Consider the following 24554-nt stretch of genomic DNA (forward strand, 5'->3'; position numbering starts at 1 on the left):
AGTAGGAGTGGATGCGTTGGTTAACGCAATCACGGTTACGGTTGCAACATTACTGGTAGCCGTAGCGGTTTGGTTACCTGTTGCGCTACTGTCTGTATTTGTGATGACAACGTAGTAGTAGGCAGTGCCTGCACTGGAAGTTGGTGCTGCATACGAAGCGCTAGTCGCACTGCCGATCAGCGTCCCGCCGACGTTGCTGTTCGTCGAATTGCTGTACCACTGATAGCTAAGCGCCGCGCCACCGCTAGCCGCAACACTGAGGTTTGCGCTGTCGCCGACGTTCACAGTTTTATCTGTTGGCTGCGTATTAATCGTTGGAGTTGCAGCATGAGTAAGAGAAATCACGGTAACCTTAGCTGCATTGCTGGTAGCCATAGCAGTCTGGTTTCCTGTAGCACTGCTGTCCGTATTGGTCACGACAACATAGTAGTAAGTCGTACCTGCACTAGAAGTTGGTGCTGAATACGAAGCGTTAGTCGCACCGCCAACGAGTGTCCCGCCGACGTTGCTGTTCGTCGAATTGCTGTACCACTGATAGCTAAGCGCCGCGCCACCGCTAGCCGCAACACTGAGGTTTGCGCTGTCGCCGACGTTCACAGTTTTATCTGTTGGCTGCGTATTAATCGTTGGAGTTGCAGCATGAGTAAGAGAAATCACGGTAACCTTAGCTGCATTGCTGGTAGCCATAGCAGTCTGGTTTCCTGTAGCACTGCTGTCCGTATTGGTCACGACAACATAGTAGTAAGTCGTACCTGCACTAGAAGTTGGTGCTGAATACGAAGCGTTAGTCGCACCGCCAACGAGTGTCCCGCCGACGTTGCTGTTCGTCGAATTGCTGTACCACTGATAGCTAAGCGCCGCGCCACCGCTAGCCGCAACACTGAGGTTCGCGCTGTCGCCGACGTTCACAGTTTTATCTGTTGGCTGCGTGTTAATCGTCGGAGTTGCTGCATGAGTAAGAGCGTTCACGGTAACCTTAGCTGCATTGCTGGTAGCCGTAGCAGTCTGATTGCCTGATGCACTGCTGTCCGTATTCGTTACGACTGCGTAATAGTAGGTCGTGCCCGCACTGGAGGTTGGTGCCGAATACGAAGCGCTAGTCGCACCGCCGATAAGCGACCCGCCGACGTTGCTGTTCGTCGAATTGCTATACCATTGGTAGCTAAGCGTCGCGCCACCGCTAGCCGCGACACTTAGGCTTGCACTGCCGCCGACGTTCACGGTCTTATCAGTCGGCTGAGTGCCAATAGTTGGCGGAGCCGCATTAGTGATGATTGGTTCGTCAATTTGAATATTATTAATACCATGCCAGGTTGGGCCTGTTGAATATAGAAGCACCTTATCAACATTGTAGAATGCTGATCCTAATATCACTGTTTTCGAATCGTAATTATTCACTAATTCATCTGTAGTAAATGAAGTATTTCCCACTTCCGTTCCATTACGATAGCCTACTACAGTAATAGAAGCAGATCCGCCCCAATTAGAGTAAAAGAATTCCTTTAACCGAAACTCGGCTCCGTCAGACGATTGCATGCCCATGCCTTTCCAACCACTAGCTATATTAGAAGCATAACTAGTCAAAGCATGGAAAGAGTCACTTTGTTGAGTATCCCCATGTATCAGCTTTTCTGGAATAATTGTGCCGCTCGTATCGCTGATATTGTAAAACTGCATATTAATACCTGCGATATTGGCAGATCCGCCCTCGCCGTCTTCGGCAATACCGTCGTTCCACGCCGTTGCTTCATTCGTGGTAAACGTGACAGTTGTGGGGGTGATGGCAGCGGCAGCCACGTCTATGAATCGATTCATAGAAAAACTGCTAGAAAGAACGACCGTTAAGCTTAATAAAATCATAAAAGCCTTCTTGAGATGTTTAACCGAGCGTATAATATGGATCACTCCCTCAGATGTAGGTGCTCTTAATTAAATGGTTTACAGCGGTGTACGGCCTAATTTTATTTCTCGATGTTTATGAATCCCATTCTTTCATACAATTTGCTGCTAACGCTCCCCCATTCCCACAGTTATCTGAAAATAGTAGTAGATAATATAACAGACATTATTCGACAAATAGCTGTCGATTTCCTTTGCTTTATAACAGCGCTATCCATAATATTTTTTCGTTAAAAGCACGCCAAAAAAACCGCCAAAAGGTTGGCGGCTCAAGGATATTTTGGATCTCGATATCTCGATCTAATAGATGAAGTACTGTAAGGCATCTTCATGCGAGTCGTTTCAGGAGTTTTCCCTGTACAAAGATAGATTTGGCGGACACAGCAGCTTCTATTTTAACCGAATCACGGGTTATGGCACACGTCGCGGACTCAGGAGCCGCTAATGCGCTGTCCAAAGCCATTTCGATGGGAGGAAGAGGGCAATAATGGATTTCCTGTCCGCATATCGCCTATAATCGGGTCAAAAGCCAGAATAGCGGAACCTCAGTCCGCCAAAAAAGGAATGAGGTTCCAAAACTGCGTGATCTCAGCAACAATCGTATGCTGCGGTTACCTAGCCTTGAGTTTCCGAGGTCAGATCCAGCCAATTCCGCTCTTCTGCTGTCAATGTAATAAGCGAGCCCTCATCGCAGGATCGCAGCTCCTCCAGTGACTGTGCGCCAATTAAGGCGCAGGTCGGGAACGGCTGATTTAGCACGTAAGCGAGTGCGATTTGAATGGCGGTAACCCCTTTGCGGGCAGCAAGCTGCTTGGCACGCTCCAGCCGCTCCCAGTTGCCGTCGCTGTAGAAGACGCGGACCAGATCGGCATTCGACCGATCCTCGGGTGTAAAGCGTTCCGTGAAGAAGCCTCTGGCTTGGGACGACCACGAAAATAACGGCATTTGCGTTGCTTCATGCCAAGCGGATGTCTCTTCATCGGCGGAAACGCAGCCTGCCCAGAACGGTTCGTTTGCTTTTGCCAGGCTGAAGTTAGGGCTATTGAAGGAAAAGCCCACCAAACCTTTGGCTGCTGCGTAATCATTGGCTTCCTTAATACGCTGCCATGTCCAGTTGGACACGCCAATCGTCCGAACGGCGCCTGAAGCGACATGCTCGTTCAAAATTTCAATGACCTCGCCAGCGGGAACGGCTGGATCATCGCGGTGCAGCGCATACATATCAATGTAGCCGGATTGCAGCCGCTCAAGGCTGGTGTTCAAATCGCTGCGAATCGCTTCACTGCTTACACGAGGGCCATTTTGGTCATGATGTGCGCCTTTAGTCAAAATGACCCACTGCTCCCGATTGCCTCTTTCTTTCAAATAACGGCCGATAACTTCCTCGCTTTGACCGCCGCAGTAAATATGGGCCGAATCAATGGAATTGCCGCCGATGGCGAAAAACGCATCCAAGTTTGCCGCAGCTTTATCATAGCGGTCATGAAAAAAATAATCCGAGCCTTTCATAAGCCGGGATACCGGTTTGTCCAAGCCTTGCACCTTTAAATAATCCATTGTTGTCGTGGCCTCCTCAATAGGCTAATGTGCTTGAAGCGTTTAAGCTTATAAAATAACTCTTTGGCGCTCGCGTGCAGACTGCAGGCAGGCATCAATCACTTTCATATTGCGAATGCCATCCGCAGCACCGAAGGTTAGAGCTTTGCCTTCTGTAATGGCACGTGCCATATGGTCGGCTTGCTCGGTATAGGCATTTACATAAGGGACTTCAACTTCCTTGCGCTCGCCGCCAGATGTGACGAATATCGTGCCGCTTTCTGGAGTAGGCGTAACAAAAGCGGAGGGAAGCTCGATAATGCCATCGCTGCCTAATATCTCAAGCGGATTGCGGAAGGCGGACCACATGCCGCAATCGAAGGTGAGCGATACATTGCCCTCGAATTCGATGAGCCCGGACGCCATCATATCCACATCATCATGCTCAGGTGAAAATTGGGCGTTTACCGTTACCGCCTCAGGCTCCTTGCCCAGCAGTAGGCGCGCTGCATTAATCGGATAGCAGCCTACATCGTAGAGGGAGCCGCCGCCCCAAGCCTTGCGGTAACGGACGTTCGCTTTATCGCCTGCATTGTTGAATGTAAAAGCACTGCGAATGCCGCGTACCTCACCGATGGCACCGTTTGCAATTAAGTTTTTAATCGTTTCATAGCGGGGATGGTAGCGATACATAAAAGCCTCGGAAAGCAGGACGCCAGCTTGCTCAGCGGCTTCAGCCATTTCTGCTGCTTCGTGTGCCGTAAGGGCAAGCGGTTTTTCGCATAAAATATGTTTGCCTGCCGCAGCAGCCTTGATTGCCCATTCCTTATGCAAATGGTTAGGGAGCGGTATATAAATGACGTCGATGGAGCTGTCCGCCAAAAGGGCTTCATAGCTGTCGTATGCAGTCGGAATTTGGAGTTGTTCGGCGGTTTGCTTAGCCTTGTCTCCGTCGCGGCTGGCGATGGCAGCCACTTCATTTAATTCAGATAAATGCAGCCCTGGAATAACAGCGCGTTTCGCAATTCCAGCACAGCCAATAATGCCCCATTTCAACTTCTTGCTCATGATTCAACCTCGCTTTGTATGAAAGTTTATGATGATATTGCGATTATAGAGGATGTGAATTAAAATTAAAATGATAATATTTTGCACCCTATTAAAACAATATTGTCATTGAGGTGTTGGATTTGCATCGTCAAAGCCATTTGCTTACCCTACCGAATATGCCTTACTTTTGTTTTCCGGAATCGGTTGGCAATTACAATGAACAGCCCGAGCATAGCGTATATCGGGAAGCGGGCGCGCTGAATAATTTTAATATCCATTATGTCGCATCGGGCAGAGGATTTGTCGAATTGGACGGTGTCGTTCACGAGCTGCGCGCGGGGGAGGCGGTACTGTATTTTCCACTGCAAAAACAGCGTTATTACAGCAGCAAGGATGAGCCATGGGATATCCGCTGGCTCCACTTTTATGGCGGCAGCGGGCTGCGCGATTATTTGATTGAGCAGGGCTTGCACAAAAGCCCTTTATGGAGACTTCGTCAGCCCGCGGTTTGGGAGAAGGCTCATGAGGAGCTGCTGGGCGAGGCGGAGACGTATCGCATGCTGCATCCGGCGCATCTCTCTATGCTTACTTATGCTTTGCTTACGATATTCGTCGAGCAGGCAGTGGCGCTGAAACAGGGCAAGGCGGAGACGTCCGCCGACCGAATTATGGAGCTGCTTCCGCTGATGCAGCAGGAGGCGGTAAAGCCGTTTATTTTGGATGAATGGGCGGATAGGCTCGGAGTGACGCCTTATTATTTCTGTAAGCTGTTTCGAGCGGCGACGAGGATGACGCCAATGGATTTTATTACGCGCTGTCGCCTGCAAGCAGCCAAGCAATGGCTATTGGAGCGGAAGGATGACAACATTGGGCAAATTGCCGAGGAAGCTGGCTATCCGAGCGTCAGCTATTTCAATAAGCGTTTTATGCAGCATGAAGGCATGACGCCGACTGCCTATCGCCGCCTGTACGGGATGCATGGGAAGGAATAATGGGAAAATAAAAAAGGTTGGATTCCCTCGATTAAAGGAGAATCCAACCTTTTTCCAATTGCGGACTACATGCATTCGTTAGCCGATTGTAGGGTGTGAAAATCTAGGAGGAGTGTTTTTTTAACTCAGACTTTTTGTAAACCAACTGCCGGGAGAACTCGGCTTGTTTTTTCGCGCTTTCGGCGATTTCTTCATTTAATTTATTCATACGGGTCAGCTTGCTGCTTAAATCGCTGGGCAGGCTGCTTTTTTTGCTATCCTTTTGCAATTGCTTCAGCTTCGCTTGCGCTTTAGCGGATTTATTTTTCTCCAATACGCTTTGGGCTTCTAAAGCAGCAATTTCTCTTTTGAGCCGGCTTATAATCGATGTAGTGAAACTAATGGACATTCAGGCACCTCTTCATCTTATCTTAGAGCATTCTCTCATTTTACTATAAAGTGCTTAGTAGCGCGAATGGGTAGGAATTTTCCTTTTCCTTGTATTGCGGGAAGATGAAATTTAATAGCATAAAAGACACACACCATAATCTATCAACTTCCATACAATAATATCAACTCTATCAATAAGGAGGTGATATTATTGCCTAGAAAAGGAGTCAGTCGCAGCTATAGCAGCAAAAATTATAGTAACAAAAGCCACGGAAACAAAAGCTACGGGAATAAAAGCTATGGGAATAAGAGCAAAGATGATCGAAGCTGCAACAACAAAAGCGGAGGCAGCAACAGCTGCATTCGGAACATTCTTAAGGGTATTGGTGTAGGTACTCCTAATATTCGCATTCATTTTGATGGCACCTCCCATGTAGGCGTGTTCATGGGAGTGGCCAATGGTTGTGCCATTCTTAATGTGAAGGGTGTGGTTACTTATATTAAAGTCCTTTCCATAACCGCTGTGGAAATTGGGGTTAAAGTGAGCCCCGTCCGAAACGGGAAATGGAAATGTAGAAAAGCTTAGCATTGACAGAGCAAGGCTGCCTTCTATGCGAATAGAGCGGCCTTATTTTCTGCGCTGGGTATGCAGCCGATATTGATGCGGCGTATGTCCCATCTGCTGACGAAACACCTTGCAGAAATAAGAGGGGGTGCCCATGCCGACACGGGTGGCGATTTCAGGTACGGTCAGCGTCGTTTCGATTAAATAGAGGCAGGCATGTCGGACGCGCGTCGCTTTGGTATAGTCCATAATGGTTGAGCCCGTAGCCTGCTTGAACAAATGCACGACATGATAGCGGGACAGATGCAGCGCATCGGCCATTTGCTCCAGCCGGAACGGCTCCTGATAGTGCTGTTCGATCCACTCCATCATTTCCTCTGCCCTGTGGCTCTGCCGTCTTATTTGCAAGGCAGCTTGGCTGCCGGGCTTCTGGCGAATGGCTTTTAATTGCCGCAGCAGCTCCAGCAGCAGAAAATGATCGTCCTCTTCTTCCGCGGATTCATCAGCAGCAAGCTGCTCCCGCGTTTCCTTAAATTGCTTCAAAAGCAGCGCAAGCGGTGATGACTCAGAAATGCCGTACCAGGGCTCGCCGCCGGGCCGAAGCAGCAATTCCTCGAAAAAAGCTTTCAGCAATGGGAAGGAGCTCCAGTATTTTTTTAGTGGCGACGGCTCAAACATGAGCACGGTGCGAACGAACGGCTGCTCTGCCGATACATCCATCTGTACCCGATGAAGCTGAAAGGGATGAAAAACCATTAAAGTATTTGGCTCGACCCGGTAGCGCTTGCCTTCTACAATGAGATCCCCATGTCCGGCATGGACATAGGAAAATTCCATTTGGGAATGGGCGTGAAAAACTTCCCAGAAGCTGCTGTCGGATGAGATGCGATAGTTGAATGAAAACTGTTCTTCCATTTTGTGCACGGCTGCCGAGCCTCCCTTATATTGCATGTAGCTGAAACACTTCAAAAACCGCAATATAGTTGTATTTTATCACAATTCCCAATCATAAATGAGGTTGATTTTCCTTTAAAATTAAGAGGGAAAGATTAACTCATTTGCGGACGGGGGAGTTCGTTTTATGCTGAAAGTAGCGGTTATTGGAGCAGGAGCCATTAGCTCCGCTCATTTGGAAGCGTATAGAACATTTGGCGAGCGCTGCAAGGTTGTAGCGATTTGCGATTCCTACACGGATAAGGCACAGGCGAGACTGGAGCAGTTTCAATTGGAAGGCGTTAAAATTGTAGCTGATTATAAGGAACTGCTAGGGGAGGATATCGATCTGGTATCGGTATGTACGCCGCCTTATACCCATGCGCCTATTGCGGTTGATCTTCTGAACGATGGCAAGCATGTACTCGTGGAAAAGCCGATGGCCTCTTCCTTGCAGGAATGCGACCAAATGAACGAAGCGGCCCGCCGCAGCGGGAAAATCCTGTCCATTGTGGCGCAAAATCGCTTTAAAACGCCAATGATGAAGCTGAAATCGGTGGTAGATAGCGGTCTGATGGGGCCTATCGTTCATGCTCAGGTTGATTCCTTCTGGTGGCGTGGACATTCCTATTACGATTTGTGGTGGCGAGGCACATGGGAGAAGGAAGGTGGCGGCTGTACGCTGAACCATGCGGTGCACCATATTGATGCGCTGCTGTGGATGATGGGGCAGCCCAGCGAGGTACAAGCATTTATGACGAATATATCGCATGATAATGCAGAGGTCGAGGATCTGTCGATGGCAATGCTGCGCTTCCCGCAAGGGGCTCTCGGCATCGTGACTAGCTCCGTTGTGCACCATGGCGAGGAGCAGCAGCTGATTTTCCAAGGCAAGCAGGCCCGCGTGTCCGTTCCATGGAAAATGAAGGCTTCTATCTCGCGGCCGAATGGCTTCCCGATAGCTAATGAAGGGCTGGAGCAGCAGCTTCAAAAGCTGTATGAAGACCTTCCGGAGGTGGAGTATATCGGCCATCTCGGACAGATCGATAACGTGCTGACCGCGATCGAGACCGGCGCGCCCGTTCTTATTGACGGTATCAGCGGCCGCAGCACGCTTGAATTTATTACGGGTGTTTACAAGTCGGCAAGCACAGGAGAAAAGGTCGTGTTCCCGCTTGCAGAAAACGATCCCTTCTATACGCGTGAAGGCTTAATGGCGAATACGCCCCGTTTTTATGAAAAGACCGCTTCGGTGGAAAATTTTAAGGAGGCAGCCATTACGACAGGCAGCAGTCTGGAAAATAAAGCGTAACGCTCACTTTGCACACAGCCTAGCCCAAGCATGCCGATGCTTGGGCTAGGCTGCTGTTCATTTGGCTCGCGATTTTTAAAGGGGGGAAACTTAAGCTTCCCCAGTAAGCTGCGCTCTATTTCTCTATTTGTGTATAGCTTTTTCCCCGTTTGCGGTAGATAATACAAGAATAGGATGGAATTAGCTGGGAGAAAGCAGGGGTGTGCCATGGAACTTCAGATCATAAACGAATCAAATTCGGCCGATAAGAAAGCTGTGCTAAATAAGCTAATCGCCTTTAATAGGGAGCATTTTCCGAAAGAGCTAAGCGACAGATACCAAGAGATTAATCTGATTTTAAAAAAGGAGGATGGCGTCGTATACGGCGGGCTTCTGGGTGAAGTGTGCTGGAACTGGCTGGAGGTGCATATTTTGTATGTCGATGAGCCGCTGCGGAAATTAGGCTATGGGTCGAAGCTCTTGGAAGAAGCAGAGGAGCTTGCCAAAGCAAAAAAATGCGATTTCATTAAACTGGACACGTTAAGCTTTCAGGCGCTCGATTTTTACAAGAAGCATGGCTACGAGGTTTATGGCACAATAGACAACGCCGGGGGCCATCAGCATTATTATTTGAAAAAGGATCTTTAGACGCCCACAAGTGATGGAGGAGTGAAAATGGCGGATTTATACGAAATGCTGCAGCAGCGAATCGTAAGCTGGGCTGGTGAAAACGATGAAATACAGACGATATATTTGATGGGATCGCGAGCAAGAACGGATAAGCCGTTTGATGAATTTTCCGATCTGGACATCGTCATTTATTCGACCAATCCAGATTACTATTTTGAGCATAATGATTGGCTGATCCATATTGGGGAAGTTTGGACGAGCTTTATGTACCGGACGGCAGGAGGAGATCCTGAGAAATTAGTGCTATTCAATGAGGGACTGCAGGTGGATTTCTTGTTTTGTCCTATCGCTGAACTGGAACGTTTGGCTGCTGTCGGACAAGTGCCGCAGGGCTTTAAGCGTGGGGTGAAGCTGCTGCTGGACAAGACGGGCAAAGGCGACAAATTGATTCCCAAAACAGCTGTCCCTGACCTGCCGCCACCGATTACGGAAGCTGCCTTCCAGCAGGTGGTTCAGCAATATGGGTTTGCCTGCCTGTATGTGGCGAAGCAGATTTTGCGCGGTGAATTATGGGTCGCGGGCGAAAGGGATCACGATTGCAAACAGCTGCTGCTGCAAATGATGGAGTGGCATGCCAAAGCGATTCATGGACAAAACTATGATACTTGGCATGCCGGGAAATTTATTGCAGACTGGGCAGATGATGCAGTTATAGCGGACTTAAAACAATCGTTCGGAGGTTTTGATCAGCTTGCTAGCTGGAAAGCCTTGATCGTCTCTTATGAATTATTCGGCCGTCTGTCTTTAGAGACAGCGCAAGTTTATCATTATGATTACCCGCACAGCTTGTATAGCAATATCAAAACTTGGCTGCATGCGAGACAAATGGTGAAAAATAAGTAGCCTTAAGGTTTTACTGCTTCATGCTCGGAAAAGTAACGGCAGTATACAAAAGGCGCCTCCTTTCTTGTATAAAAGAAAGGAGGCGCCTTTAAGTATTCTTATGATTTAATCCAAATAATTGTAATACTCTAGAATGTCAGCAATCGTTTGTTTTTGTTCTTTCGTTAATGTATAGTCGGTTGATTTATTGGAAATGTCCTCAAACCTAACAATAACTTCTTCGGTACTTGGAATTTGGCTGTCAAGCATGTTTTGAATGGTTTTGTTAACATTAATATCAACAATTTCCGTCATACCAGCACCAAGTATATCAACATCGCTTGATTTATTCAAAGGATTAAAAGAAAGTTCTTCTAATTTATCTCCTGCACGTACTTTAATGCTAGTAAATACGAATAGAGCCTTTGAAGTATCCTCTTGGAATCCTACTCTTAACAACATATACTTTTTGGAATCTTTAACGCCGATGTAAGGGTAAAATACTAATCCTTTTGTAACACCTTCGGATGGAGAGATGAAAGTGATGTTCTCAACCTTATCTTCCTTGATTTCAAAACCGGATTCAAGCTTTGTTTTGCGTTCCTTGATTTTCGCCGCAATATCCGTTTTTAATTTAGTATACTCGTCTTTATTCTCAGCTTTAATTGCTTTTTCAATTGTAGCAGAAGCATCAAGGTAGCTGCCCTCTTCAAATTGCTTCTTAGCAGTAGCAAACAATTCTTCTGAGCCTTGTGAAGTTTTTGCTGTTGTTTCCTTAGTTGTGGACGCAGTAGTGGGTTCGCTAGAGTCGTCAGCTAAACTTCCAATAATTGCAATAATAATGCTTAGTGCTAGGAAAACGCCAAAAACGATAAGGATAATCTTCAAACAGCCTGGCTTTTTTTTCTCATTCAATGTCCAATTGATCCCCCTCAAAATCTTTTTTATTTAGTTCTATAGTATCACTTAATGATTCCATCATCAACAATTTGAGAGAATTTAAACCAAATAATTTGGCGATATCAGTCGAATGTGGATGTAATAGATTGTATTTTGCGGTGTTATAGACCCGATTATTTTCAATACTTTCTATACATATTTAAAAGGTAATGAAAGGATCACATATTTATATTCTCACGATTTGCCAAACCTTCCACGCCATGCTATGATCCGGAATAGAGATGCTTGAAAAAGGAGACTTGAACCCGCTATGTGGATAATCCTGTAGAGGTTAGCAGCAGAATAGAATGCCGATTTAGTAAGGGGCTTTAGCTTGCTATTGTATTTGGCGTTCCTTTCGCAAACCTTACAGGATAAGCAGGGCTGGGGATTTCATATACCCCTGTCAGCGGCTGCCTATAGGCAGCCGTTGTTCGTTATGGGGCAGAGCAGCATCTCGGGTGAATGCCTAATGTCTTCTTATCCTCCAATATTGAATGGGGGAATTACACATGACTTCTTTGAAAGCTTCGATGAAAAATAAAATTGCTATTGTGACCGGCGCAAGCCGCTCCACGGGCATTGGAACAGCGATCTGCCGCGCGCTCGCGGGCAGTGGCATCGATATCTTTTTTACGCATTGGCAAGCGTTTGATGAGGTGGAAGGCAATGGCCTCGAGCAAGCTTGGCCGGAGCAATTGCGCGGCGAATTGGAACGTCTAGGCGTAAGGGCGAGCCATATGGAGGCTGATTTTTCCAACCCGGATATGCCGTCTCTCATCATGGATGAGGTGGAGCGGACGCTGGGCAGCCCCTCGATTTTAATTAATAATGCGGCTTATTGTGTGCCGACAAATTTTCGGACCCTGAATCTAGCGCTGCTTGAGCAGCATCATGTGGTGAACAACCGGACAACGATGCTGCTCAGTACCGAGTTCGCGAAGCGCTTTGAGCAAAACCAGCCGATAGGGACGAACGGAAGAATTATATTTATGGTTTCCAAAGGACCGGATGCGGACAATCTCGCCTATACGGCTACGAAAGGCGCTTTAATCGCTCTCATCGAGCCGTTTGCTGTGGGGCTTGCTCCGCTGCAAATAACGGTCAATGGCTTTGATCCGGGGCCGACCGATTCGGGCTGGATGGATGATGAGCTGAAAGCCCGCCTGCTGCCGCTGTTCCCGATGGGACGTATCGGTCTGCCGGAGGATGCGGCGAAAGCGATCTGTTTGCTGGCCAGCGACGATGCGCAGTGGATTACGGGCCAGATTATTAAATCCGAAGGCGGATTTTTAGGGAAATAATAGGGAAGCGGCTGCTATAATGCGGCCGCTTTTATTTTATATAGGCGTATGCCACAATAAAATGACGATGGATATGGCTAGGAGGGACGGCGTATGGCGTTATTGTTTATTCCCGGCCGCGGGAAGGACAAATGTCTGGAGGAGTTTGCGCTGCCGGATTTTAGGTTCAGCTTCCAGCTTTATGGCACACACTGGCGCAGTGCAGAGCAGGGCTGGTCTTACCCGGAGCATGACCACCCGCTGCTGGAAATTAATCTGGTCGTTGAGGGTTTTCAGAAAATGATCATTAATGGCATTCCTTATGAGCAATTCCCTGGTGATCTGGTCATTATTCCTCCCGGCTATACGCATGAGAGCCAGACGAGTGACAAGGAGGGAGTCACCTACTTCTGCTTGCACCTGGATATAGAGGATCGCTCGCTGGCCTACTCGATTTTTCATGATCCGCAGCTGTTTTATGCGGCTGCTTCTAGGGTGGCGGAGCGGCTGCGACCGATTCTTGACCAAATAATCGAAGCCTCCCGCCATTCGGCTGCAATGAACCAACTGGAACGAATGAAGCTGCGGACTTATGTGCTGCAATTGATCATTGTGATGATTGAGCACAGGTTGGAGGGGATCGATAGCCTCAAGTCAGAGTCAGGACTAAGGGATGAGAGTCGAGGACCCTCGCTCGAAATTATTAAGCTGCGCGAGCAAAATGCGCTGGAATCGCGTGTGCAGGATTTATTTTATGAACAGCAGCCGGAGCTGCCGCTAGACCACTCGCTGTTTCCACCGCACCGCTGGATTGGATTGTTCACACTAACGAGTCCCGACCGTGAGTTTTGGACGAAGCCGGACCGCTTCTGGGCGAAGAGCTTGCTGGAGGATGTTTTGGCCCATTACGGAATCGGCGTCATTATTGTGGAAGCCTCGCGTATGACCGCCGTTCTATTCTCGACAGATATCGCTGTGCCCGCATTGGAGCCGTACATAGAGGAGGCCAGATTATGCCTGGAGCAAAAGCTGGCTGTGCAGTTAGCAGTCGGACTTGGTGGCGTAACTGCAGATTTGGCGTCGATTCGTGCGATGTATGAGCAGAGTATGAGAACCTTTCAGGGTGGCCTGCCCGATTCAACGATCAATCGAACGATGAATGAATTTGTGCATCGCATTATTCGAAATGCGATGTCGCACATTCAATATGAATATGCCAATCGAGAGCTTTCTCTCAGCATGCTGGCTAATCGGCTTGATGTGACGCCCAATTATTTAAGCGCCCTATTTACTTCCGAGACGGGCTTGTCCTTCACGCGGCATTTGACGCAAATTCGGATGGAGCGGGCGAAGACGCTATTGCGTGAAACGAATCTGAAAATCTATCAAATTTGCCATAACACCGGCTACTCTGATCAAGCTTATTTCAGCCGCTTATTTAAATCGCTGGAGGGCGTCAGCCCTTATGATTACCGGATCCGGTCGAGTTCGACCTGAAAAAATGACCCGATTGTAGAATAGTTCAAAAAATCGTAAATCCCCCTTATTCTCGGGCCTAGCCTGCAAGTGGTATAACTGACTTGTAAGGGCTTACATTATGATGCAGGGGGATATAAAGATGAGAATGAAGCAACCTTTTACCATGCTGCTGGCCGCCGGATTATTGGCAGGCTCCTTGGCTGCTTGCAGCTCCTCGAATGACCCATCTTCTAGCGGCACCTCAGAAAGCGCTAACTCGCCAATCAAGCTTACTTACTGGAATACGAACGGTCCCGGACTTGATGGACTGATTAAACAGTATCAGGAAGAAAATAAAAACATTACGCTGGATGTGCAAATTGACGAAGCCAACCATAAGCAAAATCTGTTAACCGCGCTTTCCGCGGGCAGCGGAGCGCCAGATATCGTTATTTTGACGGTTGATGATATTCCGCAGTTTAAGAAAGAGGATTATTTCTACAATCTGAAGGACTTTGGAGCGGATGAGCTGCAAAAGGATTATCTCGATTCCCGTTGGAAGCAGGGCACAAGCGCGGATGGCAGCTTTATTTTTGGCATACCGACCGATTCCGGCCCTATGGCGATGATGTATCGCATTGAGCTGTTCGAGCAAGCGGGGCTGCCGACGAACCGCGATGAGGTATCCAAGCTCGCCGCTACGTGGGATGACTACTTCAAGCTGGGCGAGACGATTAAGGAAAAAACGGGCAAGCCGCTGACGACCGACGCCTTCTTTGGCGCGTTTCTGCCTAAAATCCAGCAGGGCGGGGAGTTCACCTTTTTTGACAAGGACGGCAATTTGACGATGGATACGAATCCGGCGGTGAAAGAGGCATGGGATTACTCGGCGAAGCTTGCACAGGCAGGATTGACCGCGCAGCAGCCGGATTTTTCGAATGACTGGAAGGTCGGACTGGATACGGGCGATTTTGCGACGATGTTTGCGCCTCCGTGGATGCTCGGCCTCGTGAAGCAAAATGCTCCGAATGCGAAAGGGAAATGGGATATTGCGATGATGCCCGGCGGCTCGGCGAACTGGGGCGGCTCCTTCCTGCTTATTCCTAAGCAAAGCAAGCACGCAAAGGAAGCTTATGCGTTTATTAAATGGATCTTGGCGCCGGAGCAGCAGCTTTCGGTCTATGAATCCAATGGCAATTTCCCTTCGACACCGGGTGTATACAAGGATGAAGCGTTCACCTCGAAAAAGGATGATTTTTTCAATGGCGCACCAGTAGGCGAGATTTATCCGAAAGCAGCGGAGCAGGTGACGTTAATGGATTCGATTAATAATTGGTCGACGATTACGAATGAAATTGGGCAGCAGCTTCCGAATGTGGAGAAAGGGGCTGACCCGGAGAAAACGTGGACCGAGCTAGTGAGCAAGGTGAAATCGACGTTGGCCCGTTAGGAAAACGACGGTAGAGCGCGGCCTTCCGGCTGCACTCTACCTTTGCTGTTCGAGGCTGCATGAATGAAATGCTGCTAGAGAGGAGGCTGGAAAGTGGAGAGGAAAATGGAGAGGAAAATGAGGACTGGGCATGCCGCTCGCCGGTTTAATCAACGTATCAGCGACCATATTTCCGGTTATTTGTACACGCTGCCGTTTTTTGCAATCTTCATGGTATTTGGCTTTTATCCGATGCTGTATACCATTTATATTTCCTTGTTTAAATGGGATATGCTCGGGGACCGGACGTTTGTCGGACTGCGGAATTATCGGCTGCTGTTAACGGATGACCCCTTGTTTTGGAAATCGATTGGCAACACTTTTTTAATTTGGTTTGAATCCGTGCCCTTTCAAATTTTGTTTGCGATATTGCTGGCGGTGCTGCTCAATCAGGCGTTTATTAGAGGAAAAGGCGTGTTCCGCTTTTTTATCTTTTTGCCAAATATCACCTCGCTTGTGGCGGTGAGCTTGATTTTTGCCAATGTATTTGGGGTGAAATACGGCCTGTTCAATTATTTGCTGACGCTGCTGGGCTTGGATCGATTAGATTGGGCAGGGGATTCATGGGCTACGCAGCTTGCAGTCGCTGCGCTTGTGTTTTGGCGTTATCTCGGCTTCCACATGGTCATTCAGCTGGCAGGGCTGCAAAGCATCCCAGGGGATTTGTACCAAGCCGCGACGATTGATGGGGCCAGCAAGGGGCAGCAGTTTTTCCGCATTACGATCCCAATGCTGACGCCAACGATTATGTTCTCGACGCTGATTGCTACGACGGGTGGTCTCCAGCTGTTTACGGAGCCATTCACCTTCATGTCCGATTTGTCGGGAGCCGTCGCGGCCGTTAATGGCGGCACAAACAATCAGGTGCTAACCGTTGTCATGTATTTATACAAAACAGCTTTCACCGACCATGCTTTTGGCTATTCTTCAGCGATTGCCAATTTGCTGCTGATCATCATTGTTATATTTGCTCTATTTAATTCGCTGCTAGTCGGAAAGCTAAGGAGGTAGGAGGCGGCCATGCGAAATCGGACGGGGCGTTCCATCGTTTATGTATTGCTGCTGCTGTTTGTCGGCTTTTCGATCTTTCCCTTTTATTGGATGAGCGTTATTTCTACCCGTACGGCTGGCGAAATTTCGGCGATACCGCCGAAGGTATTTTATGGAAGCCGCCTGGCGGAAAACTTTGATAAGATTTTCAATAATGAAAATGTCGATTTTTTGCGTACGATGGGCAATACGGCCATTATTGCAGTCAGCATCACGATATCCATGCTGCTGCTCAGCTCGCTGGCAGGCTTCGCTTTTGCCCGGCTGAATTTTACGGGAAAAGGCTTTATGCTGCTGTTCGTACTCGGGACGCTGATGATTCCGGCGCAGCTCGGCATTATCCCGCAATATTTAATTATTACGAAGCTGCAATGGCTGAATGATTATCGCGCCGTTATTGTACCGGGCATGGTTAGTGCCTTCGGGGTGTTTTTTATGCGGCAATATATAGAAGCTTCCGTACCGAACGAGCTGGTGGAGGCGGGGCGAATCGATGGCTGCCGAAACCTGCAGCTGTATGCCTTAATAGCTGTTCCGGCAATTGCTCCCGCTTATGCGACGCTTGGCATTTTGACCTTTATGGGGGCATGGAATGACTATTTATGGCCGTCGATTGTGATGAAATCGAATGAGATGCTGACGGTGCAGGTAGCGCTGCTGCGCTTGGATACGTCGTCCTATTTTCAGGATAAGTCGCTTGTTATGGCGGCTTCAGTTATGGCTACGCTGCCGTTGTTTCTAATCTTCCTGTTTTTCAACCGCCAATTTATAGCCGGTGTGACCGATGGAGCCGTAAAGGGCTGACATTCACCGCCTGCCGGCCGCAACCTAGGTAACCGCTGAACGAGGCTGATTCTCCGTCCTTCGTTGGCAGGCGGGGGATAGTTAGGCGGATTGGGGAAATTAGTTCATAGCATAGCTTTCATTTCGAAAAAAAGCCGCGCTACCGGCATGGGCTCCTGCTCATGGTGGTGGCGCGGTTTTTGTTGTGTAGGCGTGTAGCTGCTGAGAACAGTATTGCTGAGACTGGGCAGGTTGGGACGCTCCCTCCTTTTTGGCGGACTGAGATTCCGCTATTCGGGCATTTAATCCGATTTCGGGTCGCAAGCGGACAGGAAAACCGTTATTGTCCTTCTAACCCCGTCAAAATGGCGATTAGCAGCGCAATAGCTGCTCCTGAGTCCGCCACTTGCGCCATAACCCGCGATTCTGTTGAAATAGCGGTTGCTGTGTCCGCCACTTGTGGAATAACCCGCGATTCTGTTGAAAGAACGGCTGCTGTGCCCTCCGCTCCGTAACTATCTTTGTATCCTTGTGCACAAAGCAATCCCCTGGATCGAAAAGCATGAGGTTGACTTTGGGGATGCAAATTTAGTGACGAGCAGGACAAAAGTAGAAGCTATATCTCATAAATAGCTGATAGCCTTAACTATTAACGGTATCAAATAGGTAAGGTAATAAAACATAAATCCCAACAGCAGCGCGCGGAAATCAGCTATTTATGCAAGAATTGGACATCATGTACAATGGATTATTATGATTATGTAACACTCTGTCTAATGTAATTAAAACTGAGTGTTATATAATATTACACAAAGATAGCGTTGATTGAAGAGAAGGAGGGATGGCATGGACGCTCCGAAGGAAAATCAACCAGTGGAAATTCGCATCGACGATATATCCATGTATTTTGGCAGCGGTGACCGCAAGGTGGCTGCGCTGCAAAATGTAAGCTTTGACGTCCGCCAGGGCGAATTCGTCTCGCTCCTCGGCCCATCCGGCTGCGGGAAATCGACGCTTCTGCGTTTAATGGCCGATTTGCTGGAGCCTACCTCGGGCCAAATTACGATTGGCAGCCAGCATCCCCGCGAGGCGCGCCTGCGCCGCAAATTCGGCATTGTTTTTCAAAGTGCTACGCTGTTTGAATGGCGCACGGTCAAGGACAATATTGAGCTGCCAATGGAAATAATGGGACTTAAAAAGTCTGAATATTCTGAAATAATAACGCATTTACTAGAGCTTGTCGGCCTTTCCAAATTTCAAAACCACTATCCGTGGCAGCTTAGCGGAGGCATGCAGCAGCGGGTCGCGATTGCCCGGGCCTTGTCGCTTGATCCGCCTTTGCTGCTGATGGATGAGCCCTTCTCTGCACTTGATGAATTTACGAAGGAGCGGCTGCAGCTTGATTTGCTTGATATTAAAAAACAAACGAATAAAACGATCGTTTTTGTTACCCACAGCATTCCTGAAGCGGTGTATTTATCCGATCGGATCGTCATTTTATCGGCCCATCCGGGTCGTGTTCATTCCATAATCAAGGTTGAGCGGGAGGAAGGAAGCTTCGCGCATACTCGCAGATCGGATAAGTTTCATGCGATGACCGATTTGGTACGGAGCTGCTTCCATGAGGAGAGTGATTCGCTTGACGAGCAAATCGTATAGGCGATGGGGAATCAGTTGGCATGTAGTTCTGTGGACAGTATGCGTGCTGTTGCTATGGGAAGCATTTGCTTGGCTTATAGCCGATGTATGGCAGCTGCTGGCTCCAGCTTCAAAGCTGCCTTATTTGCACCTAGTACTGAATGCAGCTGTGCAGTATTGGCCTGTTTTAGCCGAGCAGGGTGCCATTACATTCGGCAATTCGCTTCTAGGTTTCACCATTGGCTCTGCGGTCGGCTTCCTTCTCGCGGTGCTGATGAGCTTATCCCACACGCTTGAGCATACGCTGTCGCCGTATATGATCGCCTCGCAAATGGTACCTATTATCGGGCTTGCGCCAATCATTTACGGCATCGTTCATGATCCAGCGTTGTCGCGAACGCTGATGTCGGGCTACGTTACCTTTTTCCCGGTTGCCCTGTATACGCTGCGCGGCTTGCAGAGCATTAAGCCGGAGCAAGAGGAACTCATGCGCTCTTACGCAGCCTCAACATGGACGCTTTACATGAAGCTGAAGCTCCAAGCCTCGCTGCCCGGCCTGTTTGCCGGACTTAAGCTGTCTGCGCCGCTTGCTATAACCGCATCAATCATTGTGGAGCTGATGGGAGCGCCGAACGGCATCGGCGTGCTGATGATTAGCTCGCTCTATTATGGGAACGCTCAAGTATACATGTTCTGGGCTACGGTGTTAATGAGCATGGCTATTGGCCTGCTGCTGCTCGCGGCTATTAGTATAGCGGAGCGTCTTATTACGCCATGGCAGCCAGAGTTCCGCTCGCAAGGGAGGGACGAATGATGAAGGAGATGGCTGCTGTGCCTGCCAATCAATCTGCGGTACTGTCGCGGGAAAACACTGTCAGACGAGTGAAGAAGGGGCGAAGGCAAAGAGGAAGCAAGGCATGGCTGCTGCCGCTGGTGTTCGGGCTGCTTTTTCTGATGGCTTGGCAAACGGGCCTATTCCATAAGCTGTTTCAACTGGAGTTATATCAGCTGCCACTGCCGTCGGCGATTGCCTCGTCCATTCAAGAAAATGCCGAAATGTTGTGGCGCTATTCGCTGTTTACCGGCATGGAAATCATCATGGGCTGCTTAGTAGGCTCGCTGCTGGGGCTAATCGCCGCTTCCGCTGCGTCTTTTGCTCCGAAAGCTCTAAATGGCGGCATCGCTATGCTTGCGGCACTGAATGCCGTCCCGATTATTGCCCTTGCTCCCGTAATGAACAACTGGTTTGGCAGCGGAGCAGCTTCCAAAATAGCTATCGTCTCCGTTATGACCATGAGCACGATGGCGGTCGGCGCCTACAAGGGCTTGCGTTCCATTGATCCCATGTATGTGGAGCTGATGCATGTGTATGCAGCAAGCCGCCGCTCCGTATTTATAAAGCTTCGTTTTAAAAATGGTCTGCCGCATTTTTTTACCGCACTGAAAATCAATATGTCGACGAGCATCATCGGCGCCATTGTCGGCGAGTTTTTTATATCGTCACGGGGGCTGGGCTTTCTGCTTTCCGATCAAATCAAGCTCGGCAATATGCCGCTTGCCTGGTCCTGCATAACGATTGCCGCTGCGCTCGGCATTGTGCTTTTTTACCTTGTACAGCTTGCAGAGCAGCTTTCTATTCCTTGGCATGTTGCGCAGCGCAATCGGTAGCTCGCTTCATACGGAGCCTCTTAGATTCGCCTGCTTAAGCGCGGGCCTGCCGACCTCGCCCCGCCACAGCAGTCTCAGTCTAAGTCTCAGTCGCAGTTTCAGCAGCTAGGGAAGACCCATATAAATAGATGCGATTCGATAGGGAGAGGAATGGTCTTCATGATCAAGAGAAACCGAAGAACAAGCTTGGCAATGATGGCAATGGCATGGCTTTTGCTGCTGGCAGCTTGCGGCGGCGGAGGCAGTGAGCCAGCAAGCACCCAGATGCCTACTGGATCAGAAGCAGCGGCGGTGGAGGAGACGGCAGCGGCTGAGGCGCCGCTTACGAAGGTGAAAATTCAGCTGAAATGGGTGCCGCAGGCGCAATTCGCTGGTATTTTTGTCGCTAAGGAAAAAGGCTTCTATGAGCAGGAGGGGCTCGATGTCGAGATTATTCCCGGCGGCCCAGATGTCGTCATTGAGCAGCAGGTCGTTAATGGGGCGGCGGATATTGGGGTGACGAGCTTTGACAGTCTTTTGGTCAACCGGGCTAATGGCTTGCCGCTCGTATCGGTCGCCCAGCTTATTCAGAAAAGCTCCTACCGCTTCGTCGCCGACAAAGCATCTGGCATCGACGAGCCGGCGAAGATGAAAGGCAAGAAGGTCGGCATGTGGACGGGCAGCCAGCAGTTTCAAGTGCTCGCCTTCATGGAGAAAAATGGCCTTGATCCGAAAAAGGACGTGGAGCTTGTGAAGCAGGGCTTCACGATGGATCAATTTTTCAATAAGCAGCTTGATGTGGCTGTTTCGACGATTTACAACGAATACCATGTTGTGCTTGAAAGCGGCGTGAAGGAAGACGATCTGTACGTCTACGATTTTGAGGATGCGGGCGTCGGCATGCTGGAGGATACGCTGGTCGTGAAGGAGGAGTGGCTGAAAAAGAACCGGGAAACCGCCGTTAAAGCGATTCGCGCGACGATGAAGGGCTGGAACTACGCCATTGCCAATCAGCCGGAATCGGTTGACATCATTATGAAAGCCGTAACTGAAGGCAGCACGACGAAGGAGCATCAGACGACGATGCTGATGGAAATGGCCAAGCTGGTCAAGCCGGAAGGCTTTACGGAGGCGCAGGTGGGCTCGTTCGTAGACGAGGCTGTGCAGCGGACGGTCGATATTTCGCTGAAATATGGGCTGATCAAGAAGGAGCCGGATTTGGCGGTGGCAGTCGACAAGACGATTTTGGCGGATGCGGCGAAGCCGTAAGCCCGAAGCGAAGCGGGATTTTGAGACTGCGAGAAGGCGAGCCTTATTGGAATTAAAGAATCTCTCGGGCTCGTGCATAAATGGCTGTTGCAGGGCATAGACAACATAAACGGCAGATCGAGCACATAGACGGCAATCGGCGGGAAGGATGAAGAAGCTGATGGATATCCACGAAGCAATGGATGATGAAGCTAAGCATGCAGCCATGCAAGCAAGTGAGCTAAAGGAAGCGCTGCTGGAAAAGGATCGGGCGTACCTATGGCATCATATTACACCTCATAATGATCATCCGATGATTGTCGCGTCAGGGGAAGGAAGCTGGATTACGGATGTGGACGGCAATCGCTATTTGGATGGCATGTCAGGGCTATGGTGCGTCAATGTGGGGCACGGGCGGAAGGAAATTGCCGAGGCGGCTGCCGCGCAAATGACGACACTGGCCTATTCGCCGCTCATTCAATCCCATGTCCCGGGCATCGAGCTGGCGGCGAAGCTGGGTGATTGGCTGGAGGGGGAATATCGGATATTCTTCTCTAACTCCGGCTCTGATGCGAACGAGGTTGCGTTCAAAATTGCCCGCCAAGCATTTCATCAACGCGGAAAAGCGACCAAGCACAAGTTCATTTCGCGCCATCGGGCTTATCACGGCAACTCGATGGGAGCGCTAGGCGCAACGGGGCAGGCGCAGCGCAAGCTAAAATACGAGCCGCTTGGCGTGGGCTTCTCCCACGTGCCGCCGCCCTATTGCTACCGCTGCCCATTCGGCCAGACGAGCGGTGCCTGCGAGCTGCAATGCGCCCAGGCCTATGAGGACGCGATCATCTGGGAAGGGCCAGACTCCGTTGCTGGCATTATCGTTGAGCCCGTCATTACCGGTGGCGGCATGCTCGTGCCGCCGGACAGCTATTTGCCAAAGCTGCGAGCCATTTGCGACAAATATGACGTCCTGCTGATTGTTGACGAGGTCATCTGCGGCTTCGGACGTTCGGGGCGAAAATTCGGGCACCACAATTATGGCGTTAAGCCGGACATCGTCACGATGGCGAAGGGGCTGACGAGCGCCTACTCGCCTTTATCCGCAACGGCTGTATCCGCCGAGCTGTATGAAAGCTTCAAGGAAGCAGGGCCGGACAGCCACTTCCGCCATATCAATACGTTTGGCGGCAATCCGGTTTCCTGTGCCGTTGCACTGAAAAACCTTGAAATTATTGAGCGCGAAGGGTTAGTTGAGCGCTCTGCTCTCATTGGCAGGCGGATGCGCAGCCGCATGAAGCCGCTGCTCCGGCATCCGAATGTCGGAGAAATTCGGAGCTTCGGCTCCGCCGTCGGCATCGAGCTGGTCGAGGACAAGGAGACGAAGACGCCTGCCGCTGCTGCATTTGTTGCTGGTGTAATCGCGGCTTGCAAGGCACGAGGCTTGCTCATTGGCAAAAACGGGGATACCGTGCCGGGCTTTATGAATATTTTGACGCTCAGTCCGCCGCTTTCTTCGACGGATGAAGATATCGCTTTTATCATCGAAACGCTGCTGGCGGTGTTCGGGGCCGCTGGCGGAGCATCGGAGGAGGGGATGCGGCATGAAGCCGCTTCAGGCTAAGGAGAACAAGCATCACATTCAGGCGGAGCGGCTTCAGCAGCGGATTATGGCGCTGGCTGCGATCGGCAAGATTGGTGAAACAGGCGTATGCCGCCTAGCATTATCCCCGGAGGACCGCGCAGGAGTGGAGCTCGTAAAGGGCTGGATGGAGGAAGCAGGCATGACGGCGCGAATCGATCCCTTCGGCAATTTAATCGGCGTGTATAAGGGACGGGATGAGCAGGCGCCTGTGCTTATGCTGGGCTCGCATATTGATTCGCAGCCTTATGGGGGCCGATTCGACGGCGTTATTGGCGTCCTCGGCGCAATTGAAGCAGTGCAGACGATGGCGGAGCGCGGCATTAGGCCGGAGATGAATGTAGAGGTCGTCGCCTTTTGCGATGAAGAGGGCTGCCGCTTCAATAAAGGGCTGTTCGGCGCAAGGGGAATGACCGGGAAGCTGGAGGAGGGGGAACTGGCGCGAGCCGATAAAAACGGCATAACCCGCAGGGAAGCGCTGCTGCAATTCGGCTGTGATCCAGCACAATATGACAGCTATTCTTTTGAGGCGGGATCAATCCGAGCCTTTCTGGAGCTTCATATCGAGCAGGGCCCCATACTGGAAGCGAAAAATGAACCAATCGGCATCGTCAGCGGCATTTCCGGTCCCGTCTGGTGGACGGTCGAATTGACCGGCTTTGCCGGGCATGCCGGCTCTGTGCCGATGGCGATGCGCCGGGATGCGATGGTCGGCTGCGCCAAGGTTATTGTCGCGCTGGATGAGCTGGCGCGGCGCGAGCCAGGTGCGCCGACGGTCGGCACCGTCGGATCGGTTGCTGTTTTCCCTGATTCGCGCAACATTATACCGGAGAAGGTCAGCTTTACCGTTGATTTCCGAGACATTGAGCTAGAGCGGAGAAACGGGCTGGAGCGGGAGCTGCGAGCGGTGATCGAGCAGGTCAGCGTGGAGCATGGCCTCGCGTATGCGATACGCGAGGATACGAACAGCGAGCCGAGATATTGCGCGGACTGGCTGAAGACGATTTTGCACCGCGAGGCTGCGGGCATGGGACTTGCGCCGCCAGAGCTGATGAGCGGACCGTTTCATGATTCGCTCACGATGTCTTACGTGTGCGATTACAGCATGATTTTTGTCCGCTGCAAGGAGGGCATTAGCCATAATCCGCGGGAATATGCCGCGCCGGAGGATATTGCGCTTGGAGCTGAGCTGCTGTACCGCGCGGCTGTGAACATTGCTAAGGGGAAGGAGTGAGG

At 50.1% G+C, this 24554-nt stretch carries 23 protein-coding genes; 15 read left to right on the forward strand and 8 right to left on the reverse strand.

The window, feature by feature from the left end:
* From AC50Y5_RS28065 to AC50Y5_RS28075, 3 genes are all read right to left on the reverse strand, one after another.
* On the reverse strand, nucleotides 1-1815 hold a 1815-nt coding region (locus AC50Y5_RS28065; protein WP_494864613.1), incomplete at its 3' end, for a DUF8696 domain-containing protein.
* 699 nt (nucleotides 1816-2514) lie between these two features.
* On the reverse strand, nucleotides 2515-3456 hold the full coding sequence (locus AC50Y5_RS28070; RefSeq protein ID WP_494864615.1) for an aldo/keto reductase: 942 nt from the start codon (nucleotides 3454-3456) through the stop codon (nucleotides 2515-2517).
* 48 nt (nucleotides 3457-3504) lie between these two features.
* A complete protein-coding gene (locus tag AC50Y5_RS28075) occupies nucleotides 3505-4503 on the reverse strand; it encodes a Gfo/Idh/MocA family protein (protein ID WP_494864617.1) in 999 nt (332 codons plus the stop codon).
* 122 nt (nucleotides 4504-4625) lie between these two features.
* Here AC50Y5_RS28075 and AC50Y5_RS28080 point away from each other — a divergent pair, with 122 nt between their 5' ends.
* The gene (locus tag AC50Y5_RS28080; RefSeq protein ID WP_494864619.1) at nucleotides 4626-5477 is read left to right on the forward strand and encodes an AraC family transcriptional regulator; all 852 of its coding nucleotides are present in this window, start codon (nucleotides 4626-4628) and stop codon (nucleotides 5475-5477) included.
* 103 nt (nucleotides 5478-5580) lie between these two features.
* Here the strand turns inward: AC50Y5_RS28080 and AC50Y5_RS28085 are convergent, their stop codons facing one another.
* The 3 genes from AC50Y5_RS28085 to AC50Y5_RS28095 all read right to left on the reverse strand — a co-directional run bounded on the left by AC50Y5_RS28085 (nucleotide 5581) and on the right by AC50Y5_RS28095 (nucleotide 7326).
* Nucleotides 5581-5865, reverse strand: coding sequence for a hypothetical protein (locus AC50Y5_RS28085; protein ID WP_056031318.1), 285 nt, complete (start codon nucleotides 5863-5865; stop codon nucleotides 5581-5583).
* 189 nt (nucleotides 5866-6054) lie between these two features.
* A complete protein-coding gene (locus tag AC50Y5_RS28090; RefSeq protein ID WP_494864621.1) occupies nucleotides 6055-6261 on the reverse strand; it encodes a hypothetical protein in 207 nt (68 codons plus the stop codon).
* A 213-nt stretch (nucleotides 6262-6474) separates the two neighbouring features.
* Entirely contained in the window at nucleotides 6475-7326 is an 852-nt protein-coding gene (locus AC50Y5_RS28095; RefSeq protein WP_056032954.1) for an AraC family transcriptional regulator, read from the reverse strand.
* A gap of 166 nt (nucleotides 7327-7492) precedes the next feature.
* Between AC50Y5_RS28095 and AC50Y5_RS28100 the strand changes: the two genes are divergently transcribed.
* From AC50Y5_RS28100 to AC50Y5_RS28110, 3 genes are all read left to right on the forward strand, one after another.
* Complete coding sequence (locus AC50Y5_RS28100; RefSeq protein WP_494864623.1) at nucleotides 7493-8656, forward strand: Gfo/Idh/MocA family protein; 1164 nt, start codon at nucleotides 7493-7495, stop codon at nucleotides 8654-8656.
* Nucleotides 8657-8863: 207 nt separating this feature from the next.
* The gene (locus tag AC50Y5_RS28105) at nucleotides 8864-9283 is read left to right on the forward strand and encodes a GNAT family N-acetyltransferase (protein WP_056031310.1); all 420 of its coding nucleotides are present in this window, start codon (nucleotides 8864-8866) and stop codon (nucleotides 9281-9283) included.
* Nucleotides 9284-9310: 27 nt separating this feature from the next.
* Nucleotides 9311-10168, forward strand: a complete 858-nt coding sequence (locus AC50Y5_RS28110; RefSeq protein WP_056031307.1) for an aminoglycoside 6-adenylyltransferase — start codon at nucleotides 9311-9313, stop codon at nucleotides 10166-10168.
* A 105-nt stretch (nucleotides 10169-10273) separates the two neighbouring features.
* Here AC50Y5_RS28110 and AC50Y5_RS28115 read toward each other — a convergent pair whose 3' ends face one another.
* Nucleotides 10274-11062: a hypothetical protein gene (locus AC50Y5_RS28115; RefSeq protein ID WP_056031304.1), complete on the reverse strand. Its 789-nt coding sequence runs from the start codon at nucleotides 11060-11062 to the stop codon at nucleotides 10274-10276.
* A 536-nt stretch (nucleotides 11063-11598) separates the two neighbouring features.
* Here AC50Y5_RS28115 and AC50Y5_RS28120 point away from each other — a divergent pair.
* The 5 genes from AC50Y5_RS28120 (at nucleotide 11599) to AC50Y5_RS28140 (ending at nucleotide 17170) form a co-directional block, all read left to right on the forward strand.
* Nucleotides 11599-12390 carry an SDR family oxidoreductase gene (locus AC50Y5_RS28120; protein ID WP_494864637.1) on the forward strand — a complete coding sequence of 264 codons (792 nt, stop codon included), beginning with the start codon at nucleotides 11599-11601 and terminating at the stop codon, nucleotides 12388-12390.
* A gap of 93 nt (nucleotides 12391-12483) precedes the next feature.
* Nucleotides 12484-13866, forward strand: coding sequence for an AraC family transcriptional regulator (locus AC50Y5_RS28125; protein ID WP_494864640.1), 1383 nt, complete (start codon nucleotides 12484-12486; stop codon nucleotides 13864-13866).
* 121 nt (nucleotides 13867-13987) lie between these two features.
* Nucleotides 13988-15277, forward strand: coding sequence for an ABC transporter substrate-binding protein (locus AC50Y5_RS28130; RefSeq protein WP_494864642.1), 1290 nt, complete (start codon nucleotides 13988-13990; stop codon nucleotides 15275-15277).
* Between the two features lie 93 nt (nucleotides 15278-15370).
* Entirely contained in the window at nucleotides 15371-16327 is a 957-nt protein-coding gene (locus AC50Y5_RS28135) for a carbohydrate ABC transporter permease (protein ID WP_235533062.1), read from the forward strand.
* A gap of 9 nt (nucleotides 16328-16336) precedes the next feature.
* Nucleotides 16337-17170 (forward strand): carbohydrate ABC transporter permease, encoded by an 834-nt coding sequence (locus AC50Y5_RS28140; protein ID WP_494864644.1) that lies wholly within the window; start codon nucleotides 16337-16339, stop codon nucleotides 17168-17170.
* A 319-nt stretch (nucleotides 17171-17489) separates the two neighbouring features.
* On the opposite strand, the gene AC50Y5_RS28145 is transcribed toward AC50Y5_RS28140, so the two are convergent.
* Complete coding sequence (locus tag AC50Y5_RS28145; protein WP_155972848.1) at nucleotides 17490-17693, reverse strand: hypothetical protein; 204 nt, start codon at nucleotides 17691-17693, stop codon at nucleotides 17490-17492.
* 302 nt (nucleotides 17694-17995) lie between these two features.
* Between AC50Y5_RS28145 and AC50Y5_RS28150 the strand changes: the two genes are divergently transcribed.
* From AC50Y5_RS28150 to AC50Y5_RS28175, 6 genes are all read left to right on the forward strand, one after another.
* Complete coding sequence (locus AC50Y5_RS28150) at nucleotides 17996-18808, forward strand: ABC transporter ATP-binding protein (RefSeq protein WP_056031290.1); 813 nt, start codon at nucleotides 17996-17998, stop codon at nucleotides 18806-18808.
* Nucleotides 18771-19601, forward strand: a complete 831-nt coding sequence (locus tag AC50Y5_RS28155; protein ID WP_494864647.1) for an ABC transporter permease — start codon at nucleotides 18771-18773, stop codon at nucleotides 19599-19601. Before AC50Y5_RS28150 ends, AC50Y5_RS28155 begins: the two co-directional genes overlap by 38 nt.
* A complete protein-coding gene (locus tag AC50Y5_RS28160; protein WP_494864649.1) occupies nucleotides 19598-20455 on the forward strand; it encodes an ABC transporter permease in 858 nt (285 codons plus the stop codon). Before AC50Y5_RS28155 ends, AC50Y5_RS28160 begins: the two co-directional genes overlap by 4 nt.
* Before the next feature lie 159 nt (nucleotides 20456-20614).
* The gene (locus tag AC50Y5_RS28165; protein ID WP_494864651.1) at nucleotides 20615-21703 is read left to right on the forward strand and encodes an ABC transporter substrate-binding protein; all 1089 of its coding nucleotides are present in this window, start codon (nucleotides 20615-20617) and stop codon (nucleotides 21701-21703) included.
* A gap of 205 nt (nucleotides 21704-21908) precedes the next feature.
* Nucleotides 21909-23300: an aspartate aminotransferase family protein gene (locus AC50Y5_RS28170; protein ID WP_056032945.1), complete on the forward strand. Its 1392-nt coding sequence runs from the start codon at nucleotides 21909-21911 to the stop codon at nucleotides 23298-23300.
* Nucleotides 23281-24552 carry a M20 family metallo-hydrolase gene (locus AC50Y5_RS28175; RefSeq protein ID WP_494864653.1) on the forward strand — a complete coding sequence of 424 codons (1272 nt, stop codon included), beginning with the start codon at nucleotides 23281-23283 and terminating at the stop codon, nucleotides 24550-24552. Before AC50Y5_RS28170 ends, AC50Y5_RS28175 begins: the two co-directional genes overlap by 20 nt.
* The last annotated feature ends 2 nt before the right edge of the window (nucleotides 24553-24554 follow it).

This window comes from Paenibacillus sp. JT22N7, assembly GCF_059383875.1.